Annotated in this window: 21 protein-coding genes; 7 read left to right on the top strand and 14 right to left on the bottom strand. The window is 63.1% G+C overall.

The features are described from left to right. Window positions 1-11 precede the first annotated feature (11 nt). The 6 genes from CR917_RS05060 to rplM form a co-directional block, all read right to left on the bottom strand. On the bottom strand, window positions 12-629 hold the full coding sequence (locus CR917_RS05060; protein ID WP_043862050.1) for a glutathione S-transferase N-terminal domain-containing protein: 618 nt from the start codon (window positions 627-629) through the stop codon (window positions 12-14). A gap of 118 nt (window positions 630-747) precedes the next feature. Then, entirely contained in the window at window positions 748-1,527 is a 780-nt protein-coding gene (locus tag CR917_RS05055) for a cytochrome c1 (RefSeq protein ID WP_043862049.1), read from the bottom strand. Then, window positions 1,527-2,738 carry a cytochrome bc complex cytochrome b subunit gene (locus tag CR917_RS05050; protein WP_043862048.1) on the bottom strand — a complete coding sequence of 404 codons (1,212 nt, stop codon included), beginning with the start codon at window positions 2,736-2,738 and terminating at the stop codon, window positions 1,527-1,529. The genes CR917_RS05055 and CR917_RS05050 overlap by 1 nt, the downstream gene beginning before the upstream one ends. After that, window positions 2,738-3,331 (bottom strand): ubiquinol-cytochrome c reductase iron-sulfur subunit, encoded by a 594-nt coding sequence (gene petA / locus CR917_RS05045; RefSeq protein WP_043862047.1) that lies wholly within the window; start codon window positions 3,329-3,331, stop codon window positions 2,738-2,740. The genes CR917_RS05050 and petA overlap by 1 nt, the downstream gene beginning before the upstream one ends. A gap of 284 nt (window positions 3,332-3,615) precedes the next feature. Continuing rightward, window positions 3,616-4,008 (bottom strand): 30S ribosomal protein S9, encoded by a 393-nt coding sequence (rpsI, locus tag CR917_RS05040; protein WP_043862046.1) that lies wholly within the window; start codon window positions 4,006-4,008, stop codon window positions 3,616-3,618. Window positions 4,009-4,022: 14 nt separating this feature from the next. Then, window positions 4,023-4,451: a 50S ribosomal protein L13 gene (rplM, locus tag CR917_RS05035; RefSeq protein WP_043862045.1), complete on the bottom strand. Its 429-nt coding sequence runs from the start codon at window positions 4,449-4,451 to the stop codon at window positions 4,023-4,025. 247 nt (window positions 4,452-4,698) lie between these two features. Between rplM and CR917_RS05030 the strand changes: the two genes are divergently transcribed. Continuing rightward, window positions 4,699-5,739, top strand: coding sequence for an NADP(H)-dependent aldo-keto reductase (locus CR917_RS05030; RefSeq protein WP_104571972.1), 1,041 nt, complete (start codon window positions 4,699-4,701; stop codon window positions 5,737-5,739). Between the two features lie 215 nt (window positions 5,740-5,954). Next, the gene (locus tag CR917_RS05025) at window positions 5,955-6,851 is read left to right on the top strand and encodes a GlxA family transcriptional regulator (protein WP_167400212.1); all 897 of its coding nucleotides are present in this window, start codon (window positions 5,955-5,957) and stop codon (window positions 6,849-6,851) included. An 85-nt stretch (window positions 6,852-6,936) separates the two neighbouring features. Here CR917_RS05025 and zapE read toward each other — a convergent pair whose 3' ends face one another. The 3 genes from zapE to CR917_RS05010 form a co-directional block, all read right to left on the bottom strand. After that, entirely contained in the window at window positions 6,937-8,031 is a 1,095-nt protein-coding gene (zapE, locus tag CR917_RS05020; protein WP_043862043.1) for a cell division protein ZapE, read from the bottom strand. Window positions 8,032-8,112: 81 nt separating this feature from the next. After that, window positions 8,113-9,462, bottom strand: a complete 1,350-nt coding sequence (locus CR917_RS05015; RefSeq protein WP_043862042.1) for a tryptophan--tRNA ligase — start codon at window positions 9,460-9,462, stop codon at window positions 8,113-8,115. A 24-nt stretch (window positions 9,463-9,486) separates the two neighbouring features. Further along, window positions 9,487-10,122, bottom strand: coding sequence for an alpha/beta hydrolase (locus CR917_RS05010; protein ID WP_054914842.1), 636 nt, complete (start codon window positions 10,120-10,122; stop codon window positions 9,487-9,489). 137 nt (window positions 10,123-10,259) lie between these two features. Between CR917_RS05010 and CR917_RS05005 the strand changes: the two genes are divergently transcribed. Continuing rightward, on the top strand, window positions 10,260-10,691 hold the full coding sequence (locus CR917_RS05005) for a YhcB family protein (protein ID WP_043862040.1): 432 nt from the start codon (window positions 10,260-10,262) through the stop codon (window positions 10,689-10,691). 129 nt (window positions 10,692-10,820) lie between these two features. Here CR917_RS05005 and mdeB read toward each other — a convergent pair whose 3' ends face one another. Beyond that, complete coding sequence (gene mdeB / locus CR917_RS05000) at window positions 10,821-13,502, bottom strand: alpha-ketoglutarate dehydrogenase (protein ID WP_104571971.1); 2,682 nt, start codon at window positions 13,500-13,502, stop codon at window positions 10,821-10,823. A gap of 25 nt (window positions 13,503-13,527) precedes the next feature. After that, a complete protein-coding gene (locus tag CR917_RS04995; RefSeq protein WP_043861022.1) occupies window positions 13,528-14,724 on the bottom strand; it encodes a methionine gamma-lyase in 1,197 nt (398 codons plus the stop codon). Window positions 14,725-14,851: 127 nt separating this feature from the next. On the opposite strand from CR917_RS04995, the gene CR917_RS04990 reads away from it, so the two are divergent. Further along, a complete protein-coding gene (locus CR917_RS04990; RefSeq protein ID WP_043861021.1) occupies window positions 14,852-15,331 on the top strand; it encodes an Lrp/AsnC family transcriptional regulator in 480 nt (159 codons plus the stop codon). Window positions 15,332-15,486: 155 nt separating this feature from the next. On the opposite strand, the gene cysN is transcribed toward CR917_RS04990, so the two are convergent. From cysN to CR917_RS04975, 3 genes are all read right to left on the bottom strand, one after another. After that, entirely contained in the window at window positions 15,487-17,388 is a 1,902-nt protein-coding gene (gene cysN, locus CR917_RS04985) for a sulfate adenylyltransferase subunit CysN (protein ID WP_088515546.1), read from the bottom strand. A 14-nt stretch (window positions 17,389-17,402) separates the two neighbouring features. Continuing rightward, a complete protein-coding gene (gene cysD / locus CR917_RS04980) occupies window positions 17,403-18,320 on the bottom strand; it encodes a sulfate adenylyltransferase subunit CysD (RefSeq protein ID WP_058540870.1) in 918 nt (305 codons plus the stop codon). A gap of 136 nt (window positions 18,321-18,456) precedes the next feature. Next, the gene (locus CR917_RS04975) at window positions 18,457-19,215 is read right to left on the bottom strand and encodes a Nif3-like dinuclear metal center hexameric protein (protein ID WP_104571970.1); all 759 of its coding nucleotides are present in this window, start codon (window positions 19,213-19,215) and stop codon (window positions 18,457-18,459) included. Window positions 19,216-19,455: 240 nt separating this feature from the next. Between CR917_RS04975 and algW the strand changes: the two genes are divergently transcribed. From algW to rhlB, 3 genes are all read left to right on the top strand, one after another. Beyond that, entirely contained in the window at window positions 19,456-20,613 is a 1,158-nt protein-coding gene (gene algW / locus CR917_RS04970; protein ID WP_043861017.1) for a Do family serine endopeptidase AlgW, read from the top strand. A 157-nt stretch (window positions 20,614-20,770) separates the two neighbouring features. Next, window positions 20,771-21,430 carry an alpha/beta hydrolase gene (locus tag CR917_RS04965; RefSeq protein WP_043861016.1) on the top strand — a complete coding sequence of 220 codons (660 nt, stop codon included), beginning with the start codon at window positions 20,771-20,773 and terminating at the stop codon, window positions 21,428-21,430. A gap of 102 nt (window positions 21,431-21,532) precedes the next feature. After that, window positions 21,533-22,999: an ATP-dependent RNA helicase RhlB gene (gene rhlB / locus CR917_RS04960; RefSeq protein ID WP_256589625.1), complete on the top strand. Its 1,467-nt coding sequence runs from the start codon at window positions 21,533-21,535 to the stop codon at window positions 22,997-22,999. Window positions 23,000-23,106: the final 107 nt, after the last annotated feature.

Raw genomic sequence — 23,106 nt, 5'->3', positions numbered from 1 at the left:
CTCCTTAAAACCTAACGCATATCGCGTTCAGCGGCGGACAGGCTGGCCTTGAAGGCTTCCCGCGCAAACTGACGCTCCATGTAATCGAGCAGCGGCTTGGCTGGCCGCGGCAGTTCGATACCCAATACCGGCAAACGCCACAGTATGGGCAATAGACAACAATCCACCAGGCTTTGCTCCTCACTCAGGAAACAAGGCTTGTCGGCGAACAACGGCGAAACGCCGGTAAGGCTCTCGCGCAGCTCCTTGCGCGCCTGCACGCGGGCAGGCTCCTTGCTGCGCGGGTCGAGAATCAGGTCCACCAGCGAACACCAGTCACGCTGGATACGGTGGATCAGCAGGCGGCTGTTGGCACGCGCCACCGGGTAGACCGGCAACAGCGGCGGGTGCGGGTAGCGCTCGTCGAGGTATTCCATCACCACGGTCGACTCATACAACGCCAGGTCACGATCAACCAGGGTCGGTACGCTGCCATACGGGTTGGCTTCCAGCAGCTTGGGCGGCTGGCGCCCGGCTTCGACACTGATGATCTCGACGCCGACACCTTTCTCGGCGAGAACGATGCGCACCCGATGAGAATAATGATCAGCGGGGTCGGAGTAGCAGGCTAACCGATTGGTCACGCCCATGGGGGTCCTCCTCGCGTGTTGAACTTATGAAATTACAAATGCAAACGCGCCCTGGGGGCCCTCCATACTGCAGAGGGACCCCAGGGCGCGCGTTAAACTAACAGATTTTACCCTGTGATCAGTGCACGTCCTTCCAGTATTCGCGCTTGAGCAGGTAGGCGAACACGAAGAAGAAGGCCAGGTACAGCAGCACGTAGGTGCCGATGCGCTGGCTCTGCAGCTTGACCGGGTTGGCCGAGTAGGCCAGGAAGGTCACCAGGTTCTTGACCTTCTCGTCGAACTGCTCGTCGGTCAGGGTACCGGATTTCGGCACGATGGTCAGCTGATCGCACGCTTCGTGGGTCAGCGGGGCACCGGTGAGCGGGTCAAACTGCTTCTTGCCCTCGACCACGGTCTGGATCTGCTTGCAACCGACCACCTGACGCCCCTGCAGGCCCACCAGCACGTTTGGCATGCCAACGTTGGGGAAGACCTTGTTGTTCACACCCCAAGGGCGTGACGGGTCCTCGTAGAAGGCCCGCAGGTAGCTGTACAGCCAATCGGTGCCGCGTACCCGCGCCACCAGGGTCAGGTCGGGCGGCGCCGCACCGAACCAGGCCTTGGCGTCGGCCGGCTGCATGCCGATGTTCATGTGGTCGCCGATCTTGGCGCCGGTGAACACCAGCTTCTCGAGCATCAGCTCGTGCGGGATGCCCAGGTCATCGGCGACACGCTCGTAACGCTGGAACTTGGCGCTGTGGCAACCCATGCAATAGTTCGCAAAGGTCCGTGCGCCGTCCTGCATGGCGGCCTTGTCGGTCAGGTCGATGTCGACCTTGTCCAGTTCCACGCCGTGTTCGGCGGCGAAGGTCAGCGAAGGCATCACTGCCAGGAGCAATACTGCAAATAGCTTTTTCATCAGCCAGTCACCCTTTCCGGAACCGGTTTGGTCTTCTCGAGCCTGGTGTAGAACGGCATCAGAATGAAGTAGGCGAAATACAGGAAGGTACATACCTGCGACAGCAAGGTGCGACCCGGGGTTGGCGCCAGCACGCCGAGCACGCCCAGGATCACGAAGGAGATGCAGAACACCCACAGCCAGGCCTTGCTCATCCAGCCCTTGTAGCGCATCGACTTGACCGGGCTACGGTCCAGCCATGGCAGCACGAACAGCACCGCGATCGCAGCACCCATGGCGATCACGCCCAGCAGCTTGTCGGGTACCGCACGCAGGATCGCGTAGAACGGCGTGAAGTACCACACAGGGGCGATGTGCTCCGGGGTCTTGAACGCGTTGGCCTGTTCGAAGTTGGGTTTCTCCAGGAAGTAGCCGCCCATTTCCGGGAAGAAGAACACGATCATGCAGAAGACGAACAGGAACACCACCACGCCGACGATATCCTTGACGGTGTAGTACGGGTGGAACGGGATGCCGTCCAGCGGAATGCCGTTCTCGTCCTTTTTCTTCTTGATGTCCACGCCATCCGGGTTGTTCGAACCCACTTCGTGCAGCGCCAGGATGTGCAGCACCACCAGGCCGAGAATCACGATCGGCAGGGCCACCACGTGCAGGGCGAAGAAGCGGTTCAGGGTAATGCCGGAGATCAGGTAGTCGCCACGGATCCACTGGGTCAGGTCGCCGCCGATGACCGGGATGGCGCCGAACAGCGAGATGATCACCTGGGCACCCCAGTACGACATCTGGCCCCAGGGCAGCAGGTAGCCCATGAAGGCCTCTGCCATCAGCGCCAGGTAGATCAGCATGCCGAACAGCCATACCAGCTCGCGTGGCTTCTGGTACGAGCCGTAGAGCAGGCCACGGAACATGTGCAGGTAGACCACGATGAAGAACGCCGACGCACCCGTGGAGTGCAGGTAGCGCAGGATCCAGCCGTATTCGACGTCACGCATGATGTATTCGACCGAGGCGAACGCCTCTTCGGCCGAAGGGGTGAAGCTCATGGTCAGCCACACGCCGGTCACGATCTGGTTGACCAGGACCAGCAGGGCCAGGGAGCCGAAGAAATAGAAGAAGTTGAAGTTCTTCGGTGCGTAGTACTTGCTCAGGTGATCTTCCCACATCTTGGTGGCGGGGAAGCGGGCGTCAACCCAGTCCATGAACTTACTCATCACGCGTTCTCCTGATCGACGCCGACGACGATGATGTCATCCGACTCGTACGAGTGCGGTGGCACTGGCAGATTGAGCGGCGCTGGCTGGGACTTGTAGACGCGGCCGGCGAGGTCGTAGTGGGAGCCGTGGCATGGGCAGAAGTAGCCACCCACCCACTTGGGACCCAGGTCGACAGGCGCCACTTCGGGACGGAAGGTCGGCGAGCAGCCCAGGTGGGTGCACAGGCCGACGAGCACGAGGATTTCCGGCTTGATCGAGCGGTTCGACGGGTCGACGTAGGCCGGCTGCTCCGACGCCTTGGACTCGGGGTCGGAGAGCTCACCGGTGATCTTCTTCAGGTTGCCCAGGATCTCCTCGGTGCGGCGGACGATGAACACGGGCTGGCCGCGCCATTCAGCAATCATCTGCTGGCCGGGCTCCACCTTGGCGATGTTGACCTTGACCGGTGCACCGGCAGCTTTCGCCTTGGCACTGGGAAACCATGACCCTACGAACGGGACCGCAGCCCCCACCGCTCCTGCAGCACCCACCACGGACGTGGCTGCTACCAGGAAGCGACGCCGGCCTGCATTGACGCCGTCATTGCTCATTCAGTCCTCTCCCATCAGCTTTGTGGCCTGTTGCAACAGGCATCTACTAAGTAAATTTCGAACTGCTAAAAATAAATTTCGAACTGCTAAAAATTTGCCGCATGGTAATGAAAAGACCCATCGAAGACAAGGTTATTACCCGGCATAAAGGCTGTATCCCTTATAGCACTTGACCTGCGTCTATGCGGCAAGTTGTCACACAGGGTCGGCAGCCCCTTTTATTCAAGACATAAAAAAAGCCCGGTTCCACCAGGAACCGGGCTTTTTTTGAACGTCGAAGCGAATTAACGCTTGGAGTACTGAGGACGCTTACGTGCTTTACGCAGACCCACTTTCTTACGCTCGACTTCACGAGCGTCACGGGTAACGAAGCCAGCTTTGCGCAGAGCGCCACGCAGGGTTTCGTCGTAGTCCATCAGTGCACGGGTGATACCGTGACGGATAGCGCCCGCTTGACCGCTGACACCACCACCGATGACGGTGACGTAGATGTCGAACTTCTCGGTGGTTTCGGTGAGTTCCAGCGGCTGGCGAACTACCATGCGCGCGGTTTCACGACCGAAGAAGGTCTCGAGGGAGCGGTTGTTGATGGAGATGCTGCCAGTACCCGGACGCAGGAAAACGCGTGCGGTTGCAGTCTTGCGACGGCCAGTGCCGTAATTTTGAGTCGCCGACATAATGAACTATTCCGTTAAATCTTCAGTTCTTGGGGCTGCTGAGCAGTATGAGGGTGTACAGCGCCCGCATAGACTTTCAGCTTACGGTACATGTCGCGACCCAGCGGGTTTTTAGGCAGCATGCCCTTTACCGCGGTCTCGATCACGCGCTCAGGCGCTTTGGCGATCAACTTTTCGAAGTTGATTTCCTTGATGCCGCCCGGGAAACCGGAGTGGGAGTAGTACATTTTGTCCGAAGTCTTGGCACCAGTAACACGTACCTGCTCGGCATTGATCACGACGATGTAGTCGCCGGTGTCAACGTGAGGGGTGTATTCTGGCTTGTGCTTGCCACGCAGACGGCTCGCGATCTCAGTGGCCAGACGACCCAGGGTCTTGCCAGCAGCGTCAACGACGAACCAGTCGCGTTTTACTGTTTCCGGTTTAGCAGTAAAAGTTTTCATTCTTTATAGCCTCAGGGGCCGTCCCGCAATTTTAAGACGGCAGATCTTACTGAATAGTGCGTACTTTGACAAGGTCAAAGGCAGCCGGATACGGACGCTATCGGGGGCTCGGGTCAGCACGTCCAATACTCGGCAAGATTCTTCGGCGGCGGGGCATCACTTCCACTGCTGAGAGAGGTGCAGAATTATCCAGATTGCAGAAAAAATATCAACCTGCTTTTATGCTTCTTTTGCCGTGGAGATCGTCATGGAGTATCGCCAGCTGGGTCGCACCGACCTCAACGTGAGTGCATTGTGCCTGGGCAGCATGACCTGGGGCGAGCAGAACGACCAGGCCGAGGGCTTCGCCCAGATCGAACGGGCCAAGGCGGCCGGGATCAATTTCATCGATACCGCGGAGATGTACCCGGTGCCGCCGCGCCCGGAAACCTACTCGGCCACCGAGCAGATCATCGGCAACTGGTTCAGCCAGCGCGGCGATCGCGCCGGCTGGATCCTGGCCAGCAAGGTGGCCGGCCCCGGCAACGGCATCAGCCACATTCGCGACGGCCAGCTCAAGCACAACCGCCAGCACATCGTGGCAGCCCTGGACGCCAGCCTCAAGCGCCTGCAGACCGACTGGATCGACCTGTACCAGCTGCACTGGCCCGAGCGCAGCACCAACTTCTTCGGCAAGCTGGGCTACCAGCACCTGCCCCAGGACCACTTCACGCCGCTGGAAGAAACCCTCGAAGTGCTCGACGAACAGGTCAAGGCAGGCAAGATCCGCCACATCGGCCTGTCCAACGAAACCCCGTGGGGCACCATGAAGTTCCTGCAACTGGCCGAAAGCCGCGGCTGGCCCCGTGCGGTCTCGATCCAGAACCCGTACAACCTGCTCAACCGCAGCTTCGAAGTGGGCCTGGCGGAAATCGCCATCCGCGAGCAGTGCGGCCTGCTGGCCTACTCGCCGCTGGCCTTCGGCATGCTGTCGGGCAAGTACGAGAACGGCGCGCGCCCGGAAAACGGCCGCCTGACCCTGTTCAACCGCTTCTCGCGCTATTCCAACCCGCAGACCGTCGCCGCGTGCAGCCGTTATGTGGCCCTGGCCCGCGAGCACGGCCTGGACCCGGCACAGATGGCCCTGGCCTTCGTGACCCAGCAGCCGTTCGTGACCAGCAACATCATCGGCGCCACCTCGCTGGCGCAACTGGACAGCAACCTGGCAAGCGCCAGCCTGAAGCTCGGTGACGAGCTGCTGGCCGCCATCGATGCGATCCACCAGGATCAGCCCAACCCCGCCCCGTAAAGCGCTGCAACGGTTCCCGCAGCCCGCTGCGGGAACCGAGGGTAGACACAATCGCCAAAAAATAAGACGATCCAGCCGGTGATTGACCACTCTACCCTATAAGAATAACGACAATGATGTTTACCCAACCTACCGCATCGCTGCGGCGCGTCAGCATCCTGGCCATCGACAAGGTATTCGCATCGACCCTGATGCAGGCCAAGGATTTCTTCCACCTGGCCAGCCTGCGCTATGGCAAGCAACTGGGCCTGGGCCTGCAACCGATGTTCGAAACCCGCCTCGTGAGCCCCGACGGGCTGCCCGTGCAGAGCTTCAGCGGCGTGCAGCTACCGGTGGACAGCGGCCTCGAGCAGGCCGACGTGATCATCCTGCCGGCGTTCTGGGACGACTTCGATGCCCTGTGCCAGCGCTACCCCCAGGTACTGCCCTGGCTGCGCGAGCAGCATGCCCGAGGCGCTGTGCTGTGCGGCGAGGCCAGCGGCGTGTTCTGGCTGGCCGAGGCCGGCCTGCTCGATGGCAAGGAGGCCACCACCTACTGGCGCTTCTTCGGCCAGTTCGCCGAACGCTTCCCGAAGGTGTCGCTGAACCAGGACAAACACCTCACCGATGCCGACAACCTCTATTGCGCCGGCGGCGCCACCTCGGCCTGCGACCTGTACATCTACCTGATCGAGCGCTTCTGCGGGGCCAACGTGGCCCAGGCCGTGGCCCGCGACATCCTCTACGAGGTGCAACGCAACTACACCCCGGGGCGCATGGGCTTTGGCGGACAGAAGCTGCACCAGGACCTGATCATCCTGCAGATCCAGCAGTGGCTGGAGGAACACTTCGCCGACAAGTTCCGTTTCGAGGACGTGGCACGCAACCATGGCATGAGCATCCGCAACTTCATGCGCAGGTTCCAGAGTGCGACGGGGGACAAGCCGCTGCATTATCTGCAACGGCTGCGGATCGAGACGGCGAAGGGCTTGCTGTCGGGTACGCGCAAGAGCATCAAGACCATCAGCTACGAGGTGGGCTATGACGACGCCAGCTTTTTTGCGCGATTGTTCAGGCAGCACACGGAGCTGTCGCCTAACCAGTATCGGCAGCAATTCATGCAGGAGGCCTGAGGGCCTATCGCGGGTCACGCCCGCCCCACAGGTTCGCTGCAAACCTCTGTGGGAGCGGGCTGAGCCGCGACAGCAGTGACGCGACTTAAGGCTTGTGTGCCCGCGACAGGAACTCGTGGGACTGCATCTCCAGCAAGCGGCTCAGGGTACGCTGGAACTCGAAGCTCAGGCGCCCGCCGGTGTACAGGTCCTTGAGCTCCACTTCAGCCGAGATGATCAGCTTGACGTTGCGGTCGTAGAACTCGTCGACCATGTTGATGAAGCGACGCGCCAGATCGTCGGTGGCCACGCCCATCTGCTCCACGCCACTGAGCAGCACCGCATGGAAGATCTTGCCCAGTTCGATGTAGTCGTTCTGGCTGCGCGGGCCGTCGCACAGTTCGCGGAAGTCGAACCAGGCCACGTCGTCGCAGGTACGCAGCGCACGGATCTCGCGGTTCTCGATCATCAGCACGTCGTTTTCCACCGCCTGGGTGCATTCCGGCGTCAATGCGCGAAAGCTCTTGCGCAGGCTTTCGTGGGCCGCTTCATTCAGCGGGAAGTGGAACAGCTCGGCCTGCTCCAGGTGACGCAGGCGATAGTCCACGCCGCTGTCGACGTTGACGATGTCGGTGTTCTGCTTGATCAGGGCAATTGCCGGCAGGAAGCGCGCACGCTGCAGGCCGTCCTTGTACAGGCCGTCCGGCACGATGTTGGAGGTGGCCACCAGGGTCACGCCGTTCTTGAACAGCTCCTCCATCAGGGTGCCAAGGATCATCGCGTCGGTGATATCGGACACGAAGAACTCGTCGAAGCAGATCACCCGCGCCTCGTCGGAGAACCGCTTGGCAATGATGGTCAGCGGGTTCTTCTCGCCCTTGAGGGTCTTCATTTCCTCATGCACGCGCTTCATGAAGCGGTGGAAGTGCGTACGCACCTTCTGCGGGAAAGGCAGCGCCTCATAGAACGTATCGACCAGGTAGGTCTTGCCGCGCCCTACCCCACCCCAGAAATACAGGCCCTTGACGGGCGCCTGCTCTTTCCTGCCGAACAGCTTGCCGAACACACCCGGCTTGCTGTTGTGCGCCGCGACCAGGTCGTCGTACAGGCGCTGCAAGTGACGCACCGCTGTTTCCTGCGCCGCGTCATGGAAGAATTCGGGACGTTTCAGATCTGCTTGATATCGTTCTAGGGGCGTCATAATTCGTTAGCAAGGCAACAAAAGCGGGCCGTCACTGTAGCGACGGCCCCGGGTAATGGCAATCAGACTTGCGATTGACGGTCAGTCCTGCTGGGGCTGCAAGGCAGCGCGCAGGCTCTCGATGGCGGCATCGCGCGCCGTGGCATCGGCGAACTGCGGGCCGTCGGCCACGCACTCGCCTTCCAGCCACAGGCTGAAGCCCAGGCCTTCGTCACGTACATCCAGCGGCTGGCCCAGTTGCAACTGCTTGCTCACCGCGCCGGCCGCCTTGCCGTCGGCAAAGCTGCGCGACAGCAGCAACTGCTCGCCGTCGGCTGCCAGCAGACGGAAGCGGAAGCTGCCGTCCTCTTCACGGAAGCTCACGAAGCGTGCCGCCTTGACCGCCTTCTTCCTGGTTTCACCGCTGACCTGAACCGTGCTGCGGAACGAGCGCAGGCCCACTGCTTCGCGCAGTTGCTCAAGAAACGGCGTGGCGATCCTGCGGGCCTTCTGCGCGCCGGCCAGAAGAATATCCTCCAGGTCCGCCGGGCGGGAAATCAGCTGGTGGTAATGCTCGCGCGGCGCGCTCAACTGGCCGTCGACCAGCTGGAACAGGCGCTGCTTGGCTTCGCCCCAACCCAGCCCCTGCAGCAGCTCGCTGCGGAAGGCTTCGGCTTGCTCGGCGGTGGCAAAGGCCTGGAACAGGGTGAACAGGTGCGAGTTGTCCGGGTCCTTGGCCTCGCCCGGCGCGCGCGAGTCGGTGACGATGCGCGAGATCGCGTCCTTCATCTCCTTGGCACTGGTGAACAGCGGGATGGTGTTGTCGTAGCTCTTGGACATCTTGCGACCGTCCAGGCCCGGCAAGGTGGCCACGCTTTCCTCGATCAGCGCCTCGGGCATGGCGAAGAAGTCCTTGCCCTGGCCGAACAGGTGGTTGAAGCGCTGCCCGATATCACGAGCCATTTCCACGTGCTGGATCTGGTCGCGCCCCACCGGCACCTTGTTGGCATTGAACATCAGGATGTCCGCCGCCATCAGCACCGGATAGCTGTACAGGCCCATGCTCACGCCCGCATCCGGGTCTTCGCCGCTTTCCAGGTTCTTGTCCACCGAGGCCTTGTAGGCATGCGCGCGATTGAGCAGGCCCTTGGCCGCCACGCAGGTCAGCAGCCAGGTCAGCTCGGGGATCTCGGGAATGTCGGACTGGCGGTAGAAGGTCACGCGTTCCGGGTCCAGGCCGCCGGCCAGCCAGGTGGCGGCGATTTCCAGACGCGAGCGCTGGATGCGCTGCGGGTCGTCGCACTTGATCAGCGCATGGTAGTCGGCCAGGAAGTAGAACGAGTCGACGCCCGGCTGCTGGCTGGCGAGGACCGCCGGGCGGATGGCACCGGCATAGTTGCCAAGGTGCGGCGTGCCCGTGGTGGTGATACCGGTAAGGATACGAGTGGTCATGGGTAATCGCTTATCAGGCTTGTATCAGTTCGAAAGGCGTGGCAGCACCAGATCCTTGAGGTCGGTCAGCTTGCCGTGAAAAAAGTGACCGCATTCTGCCACTTTCAGCAGCTCATGGGGGCGCGCCAGTGCATCGGACCAGGCGTAGACGATCTGCGGATCGATCACCTCGTCGGTTTCGGGCTGGATCACGCTCAAGGCACCTGCCTGCGGCAGGCCGTCGGTACCGCCAAGGCGCATCACTGCCGGGGCTACCATGAACAGGTGCTTGAGCGTGACGCCCTGGGCTTCGAGCCGGCCGCCGAGGCTGGCCGCGACGAAGCCGCCGAAGGAGAAGCCCATCAGCGTCAAAGGTAATTCGGGATGTTTTTCGCGCAGCCAGGCTGCAGCGGCCTGTGCATCGTCGACTTCGCCGCTGCCCATGTCATGGCTGCCAGCGCTCTGGCCTACACCGCGGTAGTTGAAGCGCAGGGTGATGTAGCCGGCATCGCGTGCGGTGCGCTGCAGCATCGACACCACCTTGTTGGTCATGGTGCCGCCCTGCACGGGGTTGGGGTGGCACAGCAGGACGATGCCGCGAGGGTCTGCCACGTCCAGGTACAGGGCTTCCAGCTGGCCAACCGGGCCATCGATGAATACGGGGGTTTCGCGGATAAGCAAGGGTGAACTCCGTGACCTCTGGAGGGGTCGACTCGTCTAGCTGATGATTCTGTCTGAGATATTTGCGATCGCTCGCGGTATACAGCGCAGGTCCGAGCCGTTAACGTAAAGCAAAGCCGTTTATAGAGGAAGGACTCGTGGAACTCTCGCTCTTAGTTTGGTTGTTGCCGACCCTGGCCCTGGTAGTGGGTGTAGTCGTTGGTTTCCTGGTCGCCCGCCTCTTGCCCAATGCCGCCCCGAGCAGCACCCAGCGGCAGCTGGACGATATCCAGGAACGTTTTGACAGTTATCAGAGTGAAGTGGTGACCCATTTCAACAGCACCGCGGCGCTGGTCAAGAAGCTGACCCAGAGCTACCAGGAAGTGCAGGACCACCTGGCCGAAGGCGCCAACCGTCTGGCCCTGGACGAACAGACCCGTCAGCGCCTGCTGGCCGCACTGCACTCCGAAGCGCAGGGCCCGCGTGACCGTCTGACCCCGCCCAAGGACACCGAAGTGCCACGCGACTACGCGCCCAAGGCACCGAACACCCCGGGCATGCTGGATGAGCATTACGGGCTCAAGCGCTGATCGCAGCGGCCCCGTCACTGGCATGGCGCGCTCCTGCTGGAGCCGGCCTTGCCGGCGAATGCCACACCCAACCATCTGACACAAAGAAAAAAGGGGCCGATCACCGGCCCCTTTTTTCATCCCCTCACATCAACGATACCAGGGGCCCGCCGCATCCAGCGCCGGATACCTGGCCCGTGCCTGCGCCATCACATCGACCTCCAGCAGCCCGTCATCCACCAGCGCCTGCAAGCTGGCCAGCACCACACTGAAGCGGTCCACCTCGAAGAACTGGCGCAACCGCTGGCGCGTATCGCTGCGCCCGAAGCCGTCGGTGCCCAGCGTCACGTACGGCGCCGGCACGTACTCGGCAATCAGTTGTGGCCAGGCACGAACATAATCGGTCGCGGCAATCACCGGCGCATCCCCCACCAGGCACTGCGCCAGATGGCTGCTGCCGCCCAGCCCCAGACGCTGCCCGCGCTGCACATCCCGTGCATCACGCGCCAGTTCGCTGAAGCTGGTCACACTGAACACCTCGCTGGCGATGCCCCAGTCCGCCGCCAGCAGCTCGCTCGCGGCGATCACCTCGCGCAGGATCGCCCCGGAGCCCAGCAGGCGAACCCGCCCCAGGGCATGCTCCACCGGCTGTTCGGCAAACCGGTACATCCCGCGCAACACTGCCGCATGTGCTTCAGGTGGCAGGGAGGGGTGTGGATAACTTTCATTCATCACCGCCACATAGTGAAACTCGTCGCACTGCTCCATCAGCATGCGCCGCGCCGCGTGTTCCAGAATCACCACCAGTTCGCCGGCAAAGCACGGCTCCCAGGCGCGGCAGTTGGGCACCATGGCCGCCATCACCAGGCTCGAGCCATCCTGGTGCTGCAAGCCTTCGCCGCCCAGGGTGGTGCGCCCTGCCGTAGCCCCCAGCAGCAGGCCCCGTGCACGCTGGTCGGCCGCCGCCCATATCAGGTCGCCGACCCGCTGGAAGCCGAACATCGAGTAATAGATGTACACCGGCAACATCGGCTCGCCATGCACCGCATAGGAGGTGGCCGCCGCTACCCAGGACGACAGGGCCCCGGCCTCGGTGATGCCCTCCTCCAGCAACTGACCATCGCGCGACTCCCTGTAGGAGAGCAGCGAACTGGCATCTTCGGGTTCGTAGCGCTGCCCATGGGGCGAGTAGATGCCGATCTGCCGGAACAGGCTGGCCATGCCGAAGGTGCGCGCTTCATCGGCGACAATCGGCACCACCCGCGGCCCCAGCTCCGGGGCCTTGAGCCAGGCACCGAGCATGCGCACCGCAGCCATGGTGGTGGACATTTCCTTGCCCTCGGCGTGCAGCGCAAAACCGCCCATCACCTCCAGCGCCGGTACCGGCAGCGTGCGCGCCTGGGGCCGCCGCGACGGCAGGCTGCCGCCCAGGGCATTGCGCCGCTCGCGCAGGTAGCGCATCTCCCGGCTGTTTTCGTCCGGCCGGTAGAACTGCAACTGCTCCACCTGCGCATCGCTCAAGGGCAGGTGGAAGCGGTCACGGAAGGCCAGCAGCGCCTGCACGTCGAGCTTCTTGGCCTGGTGCGCGGTCATGCGCGACTCGCCGGCCGCACTCATGCCGTAGCCCTTCTTGGTCTTGGCCAGGATCACCGTCGGCCGGCCCTTGCACGCCTTGGCGGCGGCAAAGGCGGCATACAGCTTGCGAAAATCATGGCCACCGCGCTTGAGCGCGTTGATCTCGGCCGAGCTCATGTGCTCGACCAGGCGCTGCAAGGCCGGGTGCTGGTTGAAGAAGTGTTCCAGGTTGTAGGCGCCGTCATTGGCCCCCAGGGTCTGGAACTGGCCGTCGGGGGTTGCCGCCAGCTGGCGCAGCAGCACGTGCTCGCTGTCGCGGGCAAACAGCGCATCCCATTCCGAGCCCCACAACACCTTGATCACGTTCCAGCCGGCGCCGCTGAACAGCGACTCCAGCTCCTGGATGATCTGGCCATTGCCACGCACCGGACCATCCAGGCGCTGCAGGTTGCAGTTGACGATGAAGGTCAGGTTGTCGAGTTGCTCACGGGCCGCCAGCGTCAGCCCGGCGATGGATTCGGGCTCGTCCATCTCGCCATCGCCGAACACGCCCCACACATGGCGCTGCGCGGTATCGGCCAGGCCGCGGTGCTGCAGGTAGCGCATGAAGCGCGCCTGGTACACGGCGTTTAGCGGGCCGATGCCCATCGACCCGGTGGGAAACTGCCAGAAGTCGGGCATCAGCCACGGGTGCGGGTAGGAGCACAGGCCATCGCCTGCGACCTCCTGCCGATAGCTGGCCAGCTGAGCCTCGCTCAGGCGCCCTTCAAGAAAGGCCCGGGCATAGATGCCGGGCGCCGAGTGTGGCTGGAAGAACACCAGGTCGGCCGTGCGCTGCTCGCCGCCCTCCTCGCCGCGAAAAAAATGCTGAAACCCCACCTCGAAGATCTCTGCGGCCGAAGCGTAACTGGCGATGTGCCCGCCCAGGTCACCGTAGGCATGGTTGGCACGCACCACCATCGCCAGGGCATTCCAGCGCAGGATGCTGGTGATGCGCTCGTCCAGTTCCAGGTCGCCCGGGTAGGCGCCCTGATGTTCGAGCGACAGGGTGTTGCGGTACGCCGAGTACGGCTGGGCACCACGCTCCAGGCCCAGTTCGCGGGCATGCGCCTCCAATTGTTCGAGCAGAAACCGCGCGCGGGCCGGGCCGCAGTGCGCCAGGGTCGACTCCAGCGCCTCCAGCCACTCTGCGGTTTCGCCAGGGTCGCTGTCACCGGGCACGCCGTCGCCAGGCACAAGGTTCATCATTGCCACCATTGCATTGACCTCATCCGTGACGGGTTCAGGCACTCGCCTTGAGTGCCTGTTGCACATCGGCCAGCAGGTCGTCGATGTCTTCCAGCCCCACCGACAACCGCACCAGCCCCTCGGAGATGCCGTAATGCGCACGCTCCTCTGGGGTATAGCTGGAATGAGTCATGCTTGCCGGGTGCTGCGCCAGCGACTCGGCATCGCCCAGGCTCACCGCCCGGCTGAACAGTTGCAGGGCGTTCATGAACCGCCGCCCTGCACCGATGCCGCCCTTGAGTTCGAAGGCGATCATGCCGCCCGGCTGGCTCATCTGCTGGCGGGCCAGGGTGTACTGCGGGAAGCTCGCCAGGCCCGGGTAATGGATCAGCTCCACCTGCGGCTGCCCGGCGAGGAACTCGGCCAGCACCTGAGCGTTGGCGCAGTGGCGGTCCATGCGCAGGTTGAGGGTCTTGATGCCGCGCATCAGCAGTGCGGCGTCATGGGGCGAGAGCACCGCACCGGTCATGTCCTTGAGGCCCTGCAGACGTATACGGTCCACCAGTGCCTGGCTGCCCACCACAATGCCAGCAGTGATGTCGCCATGGCCGCTCAGGTACTTGGTGGCCGAATGCACCACCAGGTCGGCGCCCAGCTCCAGTGGCCGTTGCAGGTACGGCGTGCAGTAGGTGTTGTCGACCACCACGGTCGCGCCGTGCTTGCGTGCAATCTTCGCCACGCCGGCGATATCGGCCATGTGCATGTTGGGGTTGGCCGGCGACTCGAAATAGATCACCCGGGTGGCCGGCGTCATGGCCGCCTCCAATGCCTGCAGGTCGGCCATGTCCACATGGCGCAGCTTGACCCCGAACTCGCCGATGCCGTGGTGCAGGAAGGCAAAGGTGCAGCCGTACAGGGTGTTGCCCAGCAGCACCTCGTCACCGGGGCGCAGCAGCGTCCATAGCGTGGACGTGATCGCCCCCATGCCCGAGGCCAGCGCCAGCCCGGCCTCGCCGCCTTCCAGCGAGGCCATGCGTGCTTCCAGCAGGTTGAGGGTGGGGTTGGAGATGCGGCTGTAGAAATGCCCGGCCTGCTCGCCGGCAAAGCACGCAGCGCCGTATTCCACGGTGGGGAAGGTGAACGTCGCGGTCTGGTAGACCGGTGGCACCAGTGCGCCGCCGTGGTCCTGGGGGTCGTAGCCATGGTGAATGGCGCGGGTGGCAAATCCTGGGAGCTTGTTGGAGCCGTGCATGGCAACCGCCTCTTGTGGTTTATTATAAGCTTATTCCACAGACCGGCTTAAATTTTTCCAAATACGCCTACGAAAAGCGCCGCTCACTGACATAAAAACAACAAGAACAGGCTATGGAGGGCAAGACATGCCTAGCGCCATCGACCGTACCGACCGCGCACTGCTGGCCGCGCTGCAAGACAACGCCCGACTGACCGTGGCCGAGCTCGCCGACAGCGTCGCCCTGACCACCTCGCCGTGCTGGCGGCGGGTCAAGCTGCTGGAGGAGTCGGGCTACATCACCGGCTATCAGGCCATCCTGTCACCCAAGGCCCTGGGCTTCGGAGTGACCGCCTTCGTCAGCATCATGATGGATTCGCACAGCAAGGAGATGGCCCGGGCATTCGAGCAGCGGCTGATGGATATCCCCGAAATCGTGGCGTGTCACAACATCTCCGGGCGCTATGACTTCCTGCTGGAGATTCTGGCACGGGATCTGGAGTCGTTCGGCGAGTTCACCCGCGAGGTACTGCAGCGGCTGCCGGGGGTGAAGGAGATCTATTCGAGCTTCTCGTTCAAGGCGGTGAAGGAGAAGCGGGTGATTCCGGTGGCACAGAAGCATATTTGAAGCGGCGTGTCCGCTGGGCACTTCCCCGGCAAGGCCTGCTCCTGCATGGCCTTGCGCTCACCGTAGGAGCCGGCCTTGCCGGCGAAGCGGCCAGCCGCCACAAAAAAGCCCGCGATGGCCTTCACCATCGCGGGCTTTTCATTCAGCAGCAGCGCTTAGATCGCGCCACGCTTGCGCAGCAGTTCCAGTACCTGCTTGACGCCCTCTTCCACGCCAACGCTCTGGGTGTCGATCACCAGGTCCGCATCCTGCGGCACGTCATACGGGAAGCTCTCGCCCGGGATGTTGTCGCCACCGGCCGCGTACAGCCCCTGCGGATCACGCTCACGGCACACCAACGGCGAAGCCTGGACGTAAACGGTCAGCAAGCGCTCCTTGCCGATCAGCGCCTTGGCCTGTTCACGGCCTTCGGCATCCGGTGCCACGAACGCGGCCAGGGTCAGCAAGCCCGCTTCGTTGAACTGACGCGCCACATGCGCAGCACGACGCCAGTTCTCGGTACGCCCGGCACGGTCCTGCGGCAGGCCTTTGTTCAGGTCATGGCGCAGGTTCTGCCCGTCGAGCACGTACACCGCACGGCCCATGTCGAACAGCTTGCGCTCAACGGCATACGCCAGGGTGCTCTTGCCCGCGCCCGACAGGCCGCTGAACAGCACGGTGGCCGGCTGCTGGCCGAAGCGCAAGGCACGCTCCTCGGTGGTCACGTGGGCCTGCCTGCCATGCTGGCCGGTGCTGCCGTGAGGCAGTACCGGTGGCGCGATGATCATGCCCGCGCCCACGGTGCCGTTGGTCAGGCGGTCGATGATGATGAACGCGCCGGTGGTGCGGTTGCTGTCGTAGCCGTCCAGCGCGATCGGAGCATCCAGGCTCACCTTGACCTTGCCGATCTCGTTGAGCTGCAACGCACTCGCAGCGCCCTGTTCCAGGGTGTTCACATCGACCTTGTGGGCGATGCTGGCAATCGAGCCCGGCACGTAGCTGGTGGCGCGCTTGATGTCGTATTTCTTGCCCGGCAGCATCGGCTCTTCGGCCATCCACACCAGCATGGCGTCGAACTGGTCGGTCACCGGCGGGACGTTGTCGGCATGCACCAGCAGGTCGCCACGGGAGATGTCGATCTCGTCTTCCATGGTCAGGGTCACGGCCTGGCCCGGGCCGGCCTGCTCCAGCTCACCTTCGTAGGTGACGATGGACTTCACGCGGCTGCTCTTGCCCGACGGCAGCACCACGATTTCGTCGCCCTTGTGTACCACGCCGCTGGCCAGGGTGCCGGCAAAGCCACGGAAGTTCAGGTTGGGACGGTTGACGTACTGCACCGGAAAACGCAGGTCGGTGAAGTTGCGGTCGGCCGCCACTTCCACGGTTTCGAGGATTTCCATCAGCGCAGGGCCGGTGTACCACGGCGAACGCTCGCTGCGGTTGACCACGTTGTCGCCCTTGAGCGCCGACATCGGCACGAAGTGCAGGCTGCTGGGGGTCATGTTGATGGCTTCGGCAAACTTCAGGTAGTCGGCCTTGATGCCTTCGAACACGTCCTGGTCGAAGCCCTTGAGGTCCATCTTGTTCACGGCCACGACGATGTGCTTGATGCCCAGCAGCGAAGCGATGTAGCTGTGCCGGCGGGTCTGGGTCTGCACGCCGTAGCGCGCGTCCACCAGGATGATCGCCAGGTCGCAGGTGGACGCACCGGTGGCCATGTTGCGGGTGTACTGCTCGTGGCCCGGGGTGTCGGCGATGATGAACTTGCGCTTGGCCGTGGAGAAATAGCGGTAGGCCACATCGATGGTGATGCCCTGCTCGCGCTCGGCCTGCAGGCCGTCGACCAGCAATGCCAGGTCGATGTCGTCACCGGTGGTGCCGACTTTCTTCGAATCGCGGGTAATGGCTTCCAGATGGTCTTCGTAGATCATCTTGGAATCGTGCAGCAGGCGCCCGATCAGGGTGCTCTTGCCGTCGTCGACGTTACCGCAGGTCAAGAAGCGCAGCAGTTCCTTGCGTTCGTGCTGGGCCAGGTAGGCGAGGATGTCCTCGCTGATCAATTCGGATTGGTGCGACATGGTCTGACCCTAACTTAGAAATAGCCCTGACGTTTCTTGTCTTCCATGGAACCTGCGCCATCGTGGTCGATGACGCGGCCCTGGCGCTCGGAAGTGCGCGTCAGGAGCATTTCCTGAATGATGTCGGTCAGGCTCTCGGCCTCCGACTCCACCGCGCCCGTCAACGGGTAGCAGCCAAGGGTACGGAAACGCACTTTCTTCTTGACGATGCGAGCCTTCTCTTCATCCGAGAGGTGCTCCAGGATGCGCTCGTCATCGATCATGATCAGGGTGCCGTTCTTCTCGATCACTTCGCGCTCGGCTGCAAAGTACAGCGGCACGATCGGGATGCCTTCGAGGTAGATGTACTGCCAGATATCCAGCTCGGTCCAGTTCGACAGCGGGAACACGCGAATCGACTCGCCCTTGTTGACCTTGCCGTTGTACACGTTCCACAGCTCTGGGCGCTGGTTCTTCGGGTCCCAGCGGTGCTTGCTGTCACGGAACGAGTACACGCGCTCCTTGGCCCGCGACTTCTCTTCGTCGCGCCGCGCGCCACCGAAGGCGGCGTCGAAGCCGTGCTTGTCGAGCGCCTGCTTGAGGCCCTCGGTCTTCATGATGTCGGTGTGCTTGGCACTGCCGTGGGTGAACGGATTGATGCCCTGGGCAACGCCATCGGGGTTGACGTGGGTGATCAGCTCCAGGCCCATTTCCTCGACCATCTTGTCGCGGAAGCTGTACATCTCCTGGAATTTCCACTGGGTGTCGACGTGCATCACCGGAAACGGCAGCTTGCCCGGGAAGAAGGCCTTGCGCGCCAGGTGCAGCATCACGGCCGAATCCTTGCCGATCGAGTACAGCATCACCGGGTTGTCGAACTCGGCGGCCACCTCACGAATGATGTGGATGCTCTCCGCCTCCAACTGTTTCAAATGCGTCAGCTTGTCGACCATGGCTACTCACGGAAAATCAATCTTATGGACGGCCAGCGGGCCGTGTTCGAGCGGGCCACTTTATCACAGCACCCGATTCTATTTAGGCAGGCTACTAGAACGAAACAGTATAAGAATATGCCTTGGCGTTTTAGCCTCAGATCGGGTTCGGGCAGTCGATGAACAGGTGTTCCAGAGCGAATCGACGTGCCAGGTAATCGCCCAGCGCCTGCACCCCGTAACGCTCGGTGGCGTGGTGGCCGGCGGCGATGAAGCTGATGCCGTTCTCGCGAGCACTGTGGAAAGTCTGCTCCGACGCCTCGCCGCTCAGGTACAGGTCGACCCCTGCGGCAATCGCTTGGTCGATGTAGCCCTGGCCGCCGCCGGTGCACCAGCCCACCCGGCGAATGACCTCGTCGCCTTCGATCAGCAGCGGTTCGCGGCCCATCACGTCGCTGACCTTGCGCGCGAAATCCCGCGCCGACATCGGTTCGGCCAGCGAGCCCACCAGGCCCACCACCCGCGGGTTGGTCGGGTCCAGCGGGCCCTCGACGGTGATGTCCAGCTGGCGCGCCAGCTGCACGTTGTTGCCCACCTCGGGGTGCAGGTCCAGCGGCAGGTGGTAGGCCAGCAGGCTCAGGTCGTGTTTGAGCAGGGTCTTGAGGCGGCGCTGCTTCATGCCGGTGATGCAGGGGTTCTCACCCTTCCAGAAGTAGCCGTGGTGCACCAGCACCAGGTCGGCGCCCGCCTCGACCGCAGCGTCCAGCAATGCCTGGCTGGCGGTGACGCCGGTGACGATGCGCGACACCTGCGGGTTGCCCTCGACCTGCAGGCCGTTGGGGCAGTAGTCCTGGATTTTTGCGCTGCCAAGGTAGCGATCGGCTTCCTCGACCAGGGTGCTCAGGGCAACAGCCATGCAAAGACTCCTCAATTCAGCGGTTCAGCGTGGCACAAGGCCTCGTATAATGGCCGCCATTATGAGCCGTCGACCGTTTTTGGGGAAACCGACGGCAACTGCCCGGGGGCGCGGCGCCATGACCGTCATGGCTCGACGTGATTTAGCAGTTCCTGCACGGGCCTTGCCGCAGTATGATCGCGCGCGTTCATCTACTCCCCACTGCGGCATCGGCTCTGGCCACCTCCCAGGATCCATCTCATGTTCAAGGCTCTGCGTTACTTTGCCTGGCCACTGGTCACCGGCGTACTGATCGCCCTGCTGGTCATCCAGCAATTTCCCCAATGGGTCGGCCTGCCCAGCCAGGACGTCAACCTGCAGCAGGCGCCGCAGACCACGCGGCTGATGCAGGGCCCCGTGTCGTATGCCGATGCGGTGAGCAATGCGGCCCCCGCAGTGGCCAACCTGTACACCACCAAGGTGGTCAACAAGACCGCGCACCCGCTGTTCGAAGACCCGCAGTTCCGCCGCTTCTTCGGTGACAACCTGCCCAAGCAGCGGCGCTGGGAATCGAGCCTGGGCTCGGCGGTGATCATGAGCCCGGAGGGCTACCTGCTGACCAACAACCACGTGACCTCCGGCGCCGACCAGATCGTGGTGGCGCTCAAGGACGGCCGCGAGACCCTGGCACGGGTGATCGGCAGCGACCCGGAAACCGACCTGGCCGTGCTCAAGATCGACCTCAAGAACCTGCCCTCGATCACCATCGGGCGCTCGGACAACATCCACATCGGTGATGTGGCGCTGGCCATCGGCAACCCGTTCGGCGTCGGCCAGACCGTGACCATGGGCATCATCAGCGCCACCGGGCGCAACCAGCTGGGCCTGAACAACTACGAAGACTTCATCCAGACCGACGCGGCCATCAACCCGGGCAACTCCGGTGGCGCGCTGGTGGATGCCAATGGCAACCTGACCGGCATCAACACCGCGATCTTCTCCAAGTCCGGCGGCTCGCAGGGCATCGGCTTCGCCATCCCCACCAAGCTGGCGCTGGAGGTGATGAAGTCGATCATCGAGCATGGTCAGGTGATTCGCGGCTGGCTGGGCATCGAGGTGCAACCGCTGAGCCAGGAGCTGGCCGAGTCGTTCGGCATGCAGGGCCGGCCAGGCATCGTGGTGGCGGGCATCTTCCGCGACGGGCCGGCGCAGAAGGCCGGCCTGCAGCTGGGTGACGTGATTCTGAGCATCAATGGCGAACCGGCCGGCGATGGTCGGCGCTCGATGAACCAGGTGGCGCGGATCAAGCCCAACGACAAGGTGGCCATTGAAGTGGTGCGCAACGGCAAGCCGCTGAAGCTGATCGCCGAGATCGGCCTGCGTCCACCGCCTGCACCCGCGCCCAAGGAAGAGGACTGACCCCTGGCCGCGCCGGCCTGACGCCGCATCGGCGCAGCACCGGGGTGCGGCGGGTGATTGGCACAACCGACTGTTCTGTGACAGCCTTGCACGCAACGCCAGCGATGCCTTTTTTCAAGCACGCACCCCGGCCTGCGTGCACTTTTTCGGAGCAGTCATGACCAATCCCCTGATTCTCGAACCCCAGAAAACCGCCGACGCCTGTGTCATCTGGCTGCATGGCCTGGGCGCCGACCGCTACGACTTCATGCCGGTGGCCGAAGCCCTGCAGGAAGTGCTGCTGAGCACTCGCTTCGTGATGCCGCAGGCACCCACCCAGCCGGTCACCATCAACAATGGCTACGCCATGCCCAGCTGGTACGACATCAAGGCGCTGACGCCGGGTGCACGCGCCATCGACGAAGCGCAACTCGACGCCTCGGCACAGGCGGTCATCGACCTGATCAAGCAGGAACAGGCCAAGGGCGTCGCCCTGTCGCGCATCATCCTGGCCGGCTTCTCCCAGGGCGGTGCAGTGGTTCTGCACACCGCCTATGTAAAGTGGCAGGAGACGCTGGGCGGGGTAATGGCCCTTTCCACCTACGCCCCGACCTTCACCGACAGCACCGTGCTCAGCGCCAGCCAGCAGCGCATTCCGGCGCTGTGCCTGCACGGCGTGTACGACCCGGTGGTCATCCCGTCCATGGGGCGTGCCGCCTTCGAGTACCTGAACAGCTGGGGCGTCACCGTGCAGTGGAAGGAATACCCGATGGAACACGCCGTGCTGCCCGAGGAAATCCAGGACATCGGCGCCTGGCTGATCGAGCGTCTGCGCTAAAAAACGCCTTGTCTGTAGTTGTCGGAGCAATCCACTACGCCGCGCCCGAATCTTGCATTACACTGGCCGGCGTACATTCCTTAACCAATTGATGAGATGACCGTGCTCAAAGCACTCAAGAAGATGTTCGGAAAGAGCGAGGTTGAGCAACTCGCCACCGAAAGCGTTGCTACCGTGCAGCCGCCCGCAGCACCCAAGGCCCCGGCTCCCGCCGCGCCGCTCAAGGCTCAGACCGAAGCCGCCGCGCCAGCGCGCGCCGAAAAGCCGGCGGAAAAACCCCTGGAGCAACCGGCGAGCAAACCGGCCGAGGCCAAGCCGCGCCGCGAGCGCAAGCCAAAACCCCAGGCCAGCACCTGGAAACTGGAAGACTTTGTGGTGGAACCGCAAGAGGGCAAGACCCGCTTCCACGACTTCAAGCTCTCGCCCGAGCTGATGCATGCCATCCACGACCTGGGCTTCCCGTACTGCACGCCGATCCAGGCCGAAGTACTGGGCTTCACCCTGCGTGGCAAGGATGCGATCGGCCGGGCCCAGACCGGCACCGGCAAGACCGCCGCGTTCCTGATCTCGATCATCAGCCAGCTGCAACAGACCCCGCCGCCCAAAGAGCGCTACATGGGCGAGCCGCGGGCGCTGATCATTGCCCCTACCCGCGAACTGGTGGTGCAGATCGCCAAGGACGCCGCCGAGCTGACCAGGTACACCGGCCTGAACGTGATGACGTTTGTCGGTGGCATGGACTTCGACAAGCAGCTCAAGGCCCTTGAGGCACGCCACTGCGACATCCTGGTGGCCACCCCGGGTCGCCTGCTGGACTTCAACCAGCGCGGTGAAGCGCACCTGGACATGGTCGAGGTGCTGGTGCTGGACGAAGCCGACCGCATGCTCGACATGGGCTTCATCCCGCAGGTTCGCCAGATCATCCGCCAGACCCCGCCCAAGAGCGAGCGCCAGACGCTGCTGTTCTCGGCCACCTTCACCGAAGACGTGATGAACCTGGCGCAGCAGTGGACCACCGACCCGGCCATCGTCGAGATCGAGCCGGAGAACGTTGCCAGCGAAACCGTCGAGCAGCATGTGTATGCGGTAGCCGGTGCCGACAAGTACAAGCTGCTGTACAACCTGGTGACCGAGAACAAGTGGGAGCGGGTCATCGTGTTCGCCAACCGCAAGGACGAGGTGCGCCGTATCGAAGAGCGCCTGGTGCGTGACGGCGTGAATGCCGCGCAATTGTCGGGCGATGTGCCGCAGCACAAGCGCATCAAGACCCTGGAGAATTTCCGCGAAGGCCGGGTCACCGTGCTGGTGGCCACCGATGTGGCCGGTCGCGGGATCCACATCGACGGCATCAGCCACGTGATCAACTTCACCCTGCCCGAAGACCCGGACGACTACGTGCACCGTATCGGTCGTACCGGCCGTGCGGGTACCAGTGGCGTGTCGATCAGCTTCGCCGGTGAGGATGATTCGTACCAGTTGCCGGGTATCGAGGCATTGCTGGGGCGCAAGATCAGTTGCGAGACCCCGCCGACCGAGCTGCTCAAGCCGGTGGCGCGCAAGCATCACTGAGTCGATTGATGGACAGAAAACGCAGCCCTCGCCGGCTGCGTTTTTTTTTGCGCTGACCGGGCTGGCTCATCGCGGGTCAAGCCCGCTCCCACAGAGACAACAGTAAT

Origin of the sequence: Pseudomonas sp. BRM28, from assembly GCF_002939405.1 — a bacterium.
Lineage (GTDB): Bacteria > Pseudomonadota > Gammaproteobacteria > Pseudomonadales > Pseudomonadaceae > Aquipseudomonas > Aquipseudomonas palmensis.
This window is presented reverse-complemented; position numbering and strand designations above follow the sequence as displayed.

What these genes read in the sequence shown, in the direction of transcription:
- rplM (WP_043862045.1), bottom strand. Translation starts at nt 4,451, where the DNA reads ATGAAAACTTTTACTGCTAAACCGGAAACAGTAAAACGCGACTGGTTC.
- mdeB (WP_104571971.1), bottom strand. Translation starts at nt 13,502, where the DNA reads ATGGTGGCAATGATGAACCTTGTGCCTGGCGACGGCGTGCCCGGTGAC.
- zapE (WP_043862043.1), bottom strand. Translation starts at nt 8,031, where the DNA reads ATGACGCCCCTAGAACGATATCAAGCAGATCTGAAACGTCCCGAATTC.
- CR917_RS04990 (WP_043861021.1), top strand. Translation starts at nt 14,852, where the DNA reads ATGCCTAGCGCCATCGACCGTACCGACCGCGCACTGCTGGCCGCGCTG.
- algW (WP_043861017.1), top strand. Translation starts at nt 19,456, where the DNA reads ATGTTCAAGGCTCTGCGTTACTTTGCCTGGCCACTGGTCACCGGCGTA.
- CR917_RS05050 (WP_043862048.1), bottom strand. Translation starts at nt 2,738, where the DNA reads ATGAGTAAGTTCATGGACTGGGTTGACGCCCGCTTCCCCGCCACCAAG.
- CR917_RS04975 (WP_104571970.1), bottom strand. Translation starts at nt 19,215, where the DNA reads ATGGCTGTTGCCCTGAGCACCCTGGTCGAGGAAGCCGATCGCTACCTT.
- CR917_RS04965 (WP_043861016.1), top strand. Translation starts at nt 20,771, where the DNA reads ATGACCAATCCCCTGATTCTCGAACCCCAGAAAACCGCCGACGCCTGT.
- cysN (WP_088515546.1), bottom strand. Translation starts at nt 17,388, where the DNA reads ATGTCGCACCAATCCGAATTGATCAGCGAGGACATCCTCGCCTACCTG.
- CR917_RS05015 (WP_043862042.1), bottom strand. Translation starts at nt 9,462, where the DNA reads ATGACCACTCGTATCCTTACCGGTATCACCACCACGGGCACGCCGCAC.
- CR917_RS05060 (WP_043862050.1), bottom strand. Translation starts at nt 629, where the DNA reads ATGGGCGTGACCAATCGGTTAGCCTGCTACTCCGACCCCGCTGATCAT.
- rpsI (WP_043862046.1), bottom strand. Translation starts at nt 4,008, where the DNA reads ATGTCGGCGACTCAAAATTACGGCACTGGCCGTCGCAAGACTGCAACC.
- cysD (WP_058540870.1), bottom strand. Translation starts at nt 18,320, where the DNA reads ATGGTCGACAAGCTGACGCATTTGAAACAGTTGGAGGCGGAGAGCATC.
- CR917_RS04995 (WP_043861022.1), bottom strand. Translation starts at nt 14,724, where the DNA reads ATGCACGGCTCCAACAAGCTCCCAGGATTTGCCACCCGCGCCATTCAC.
- petA (WP_043862047.1), bottom strand. Translation starts at nt 3,331, where the DNA reads ATGAGCAATGACGGCGTCAATGCAGGCCGGCGTCGCTTCCTGGTAGCA.
- CR917_RS05055 (WP_043862049.1), bottom strand. Translation starts at nt 1,527, where the DNA reads ATGAAAAAGCTATTTGCAGTATTGCTCCTGGCAGTGATGCCTTCGCTG.
- CR917_RS05030 (WP_104571972.1), top strand. Translation starts at nt 4,699, where the DNA reads ATGGAGTATCGCCAGCTGGGTCGCACCGACCTCAACGTGAGTGCATTG.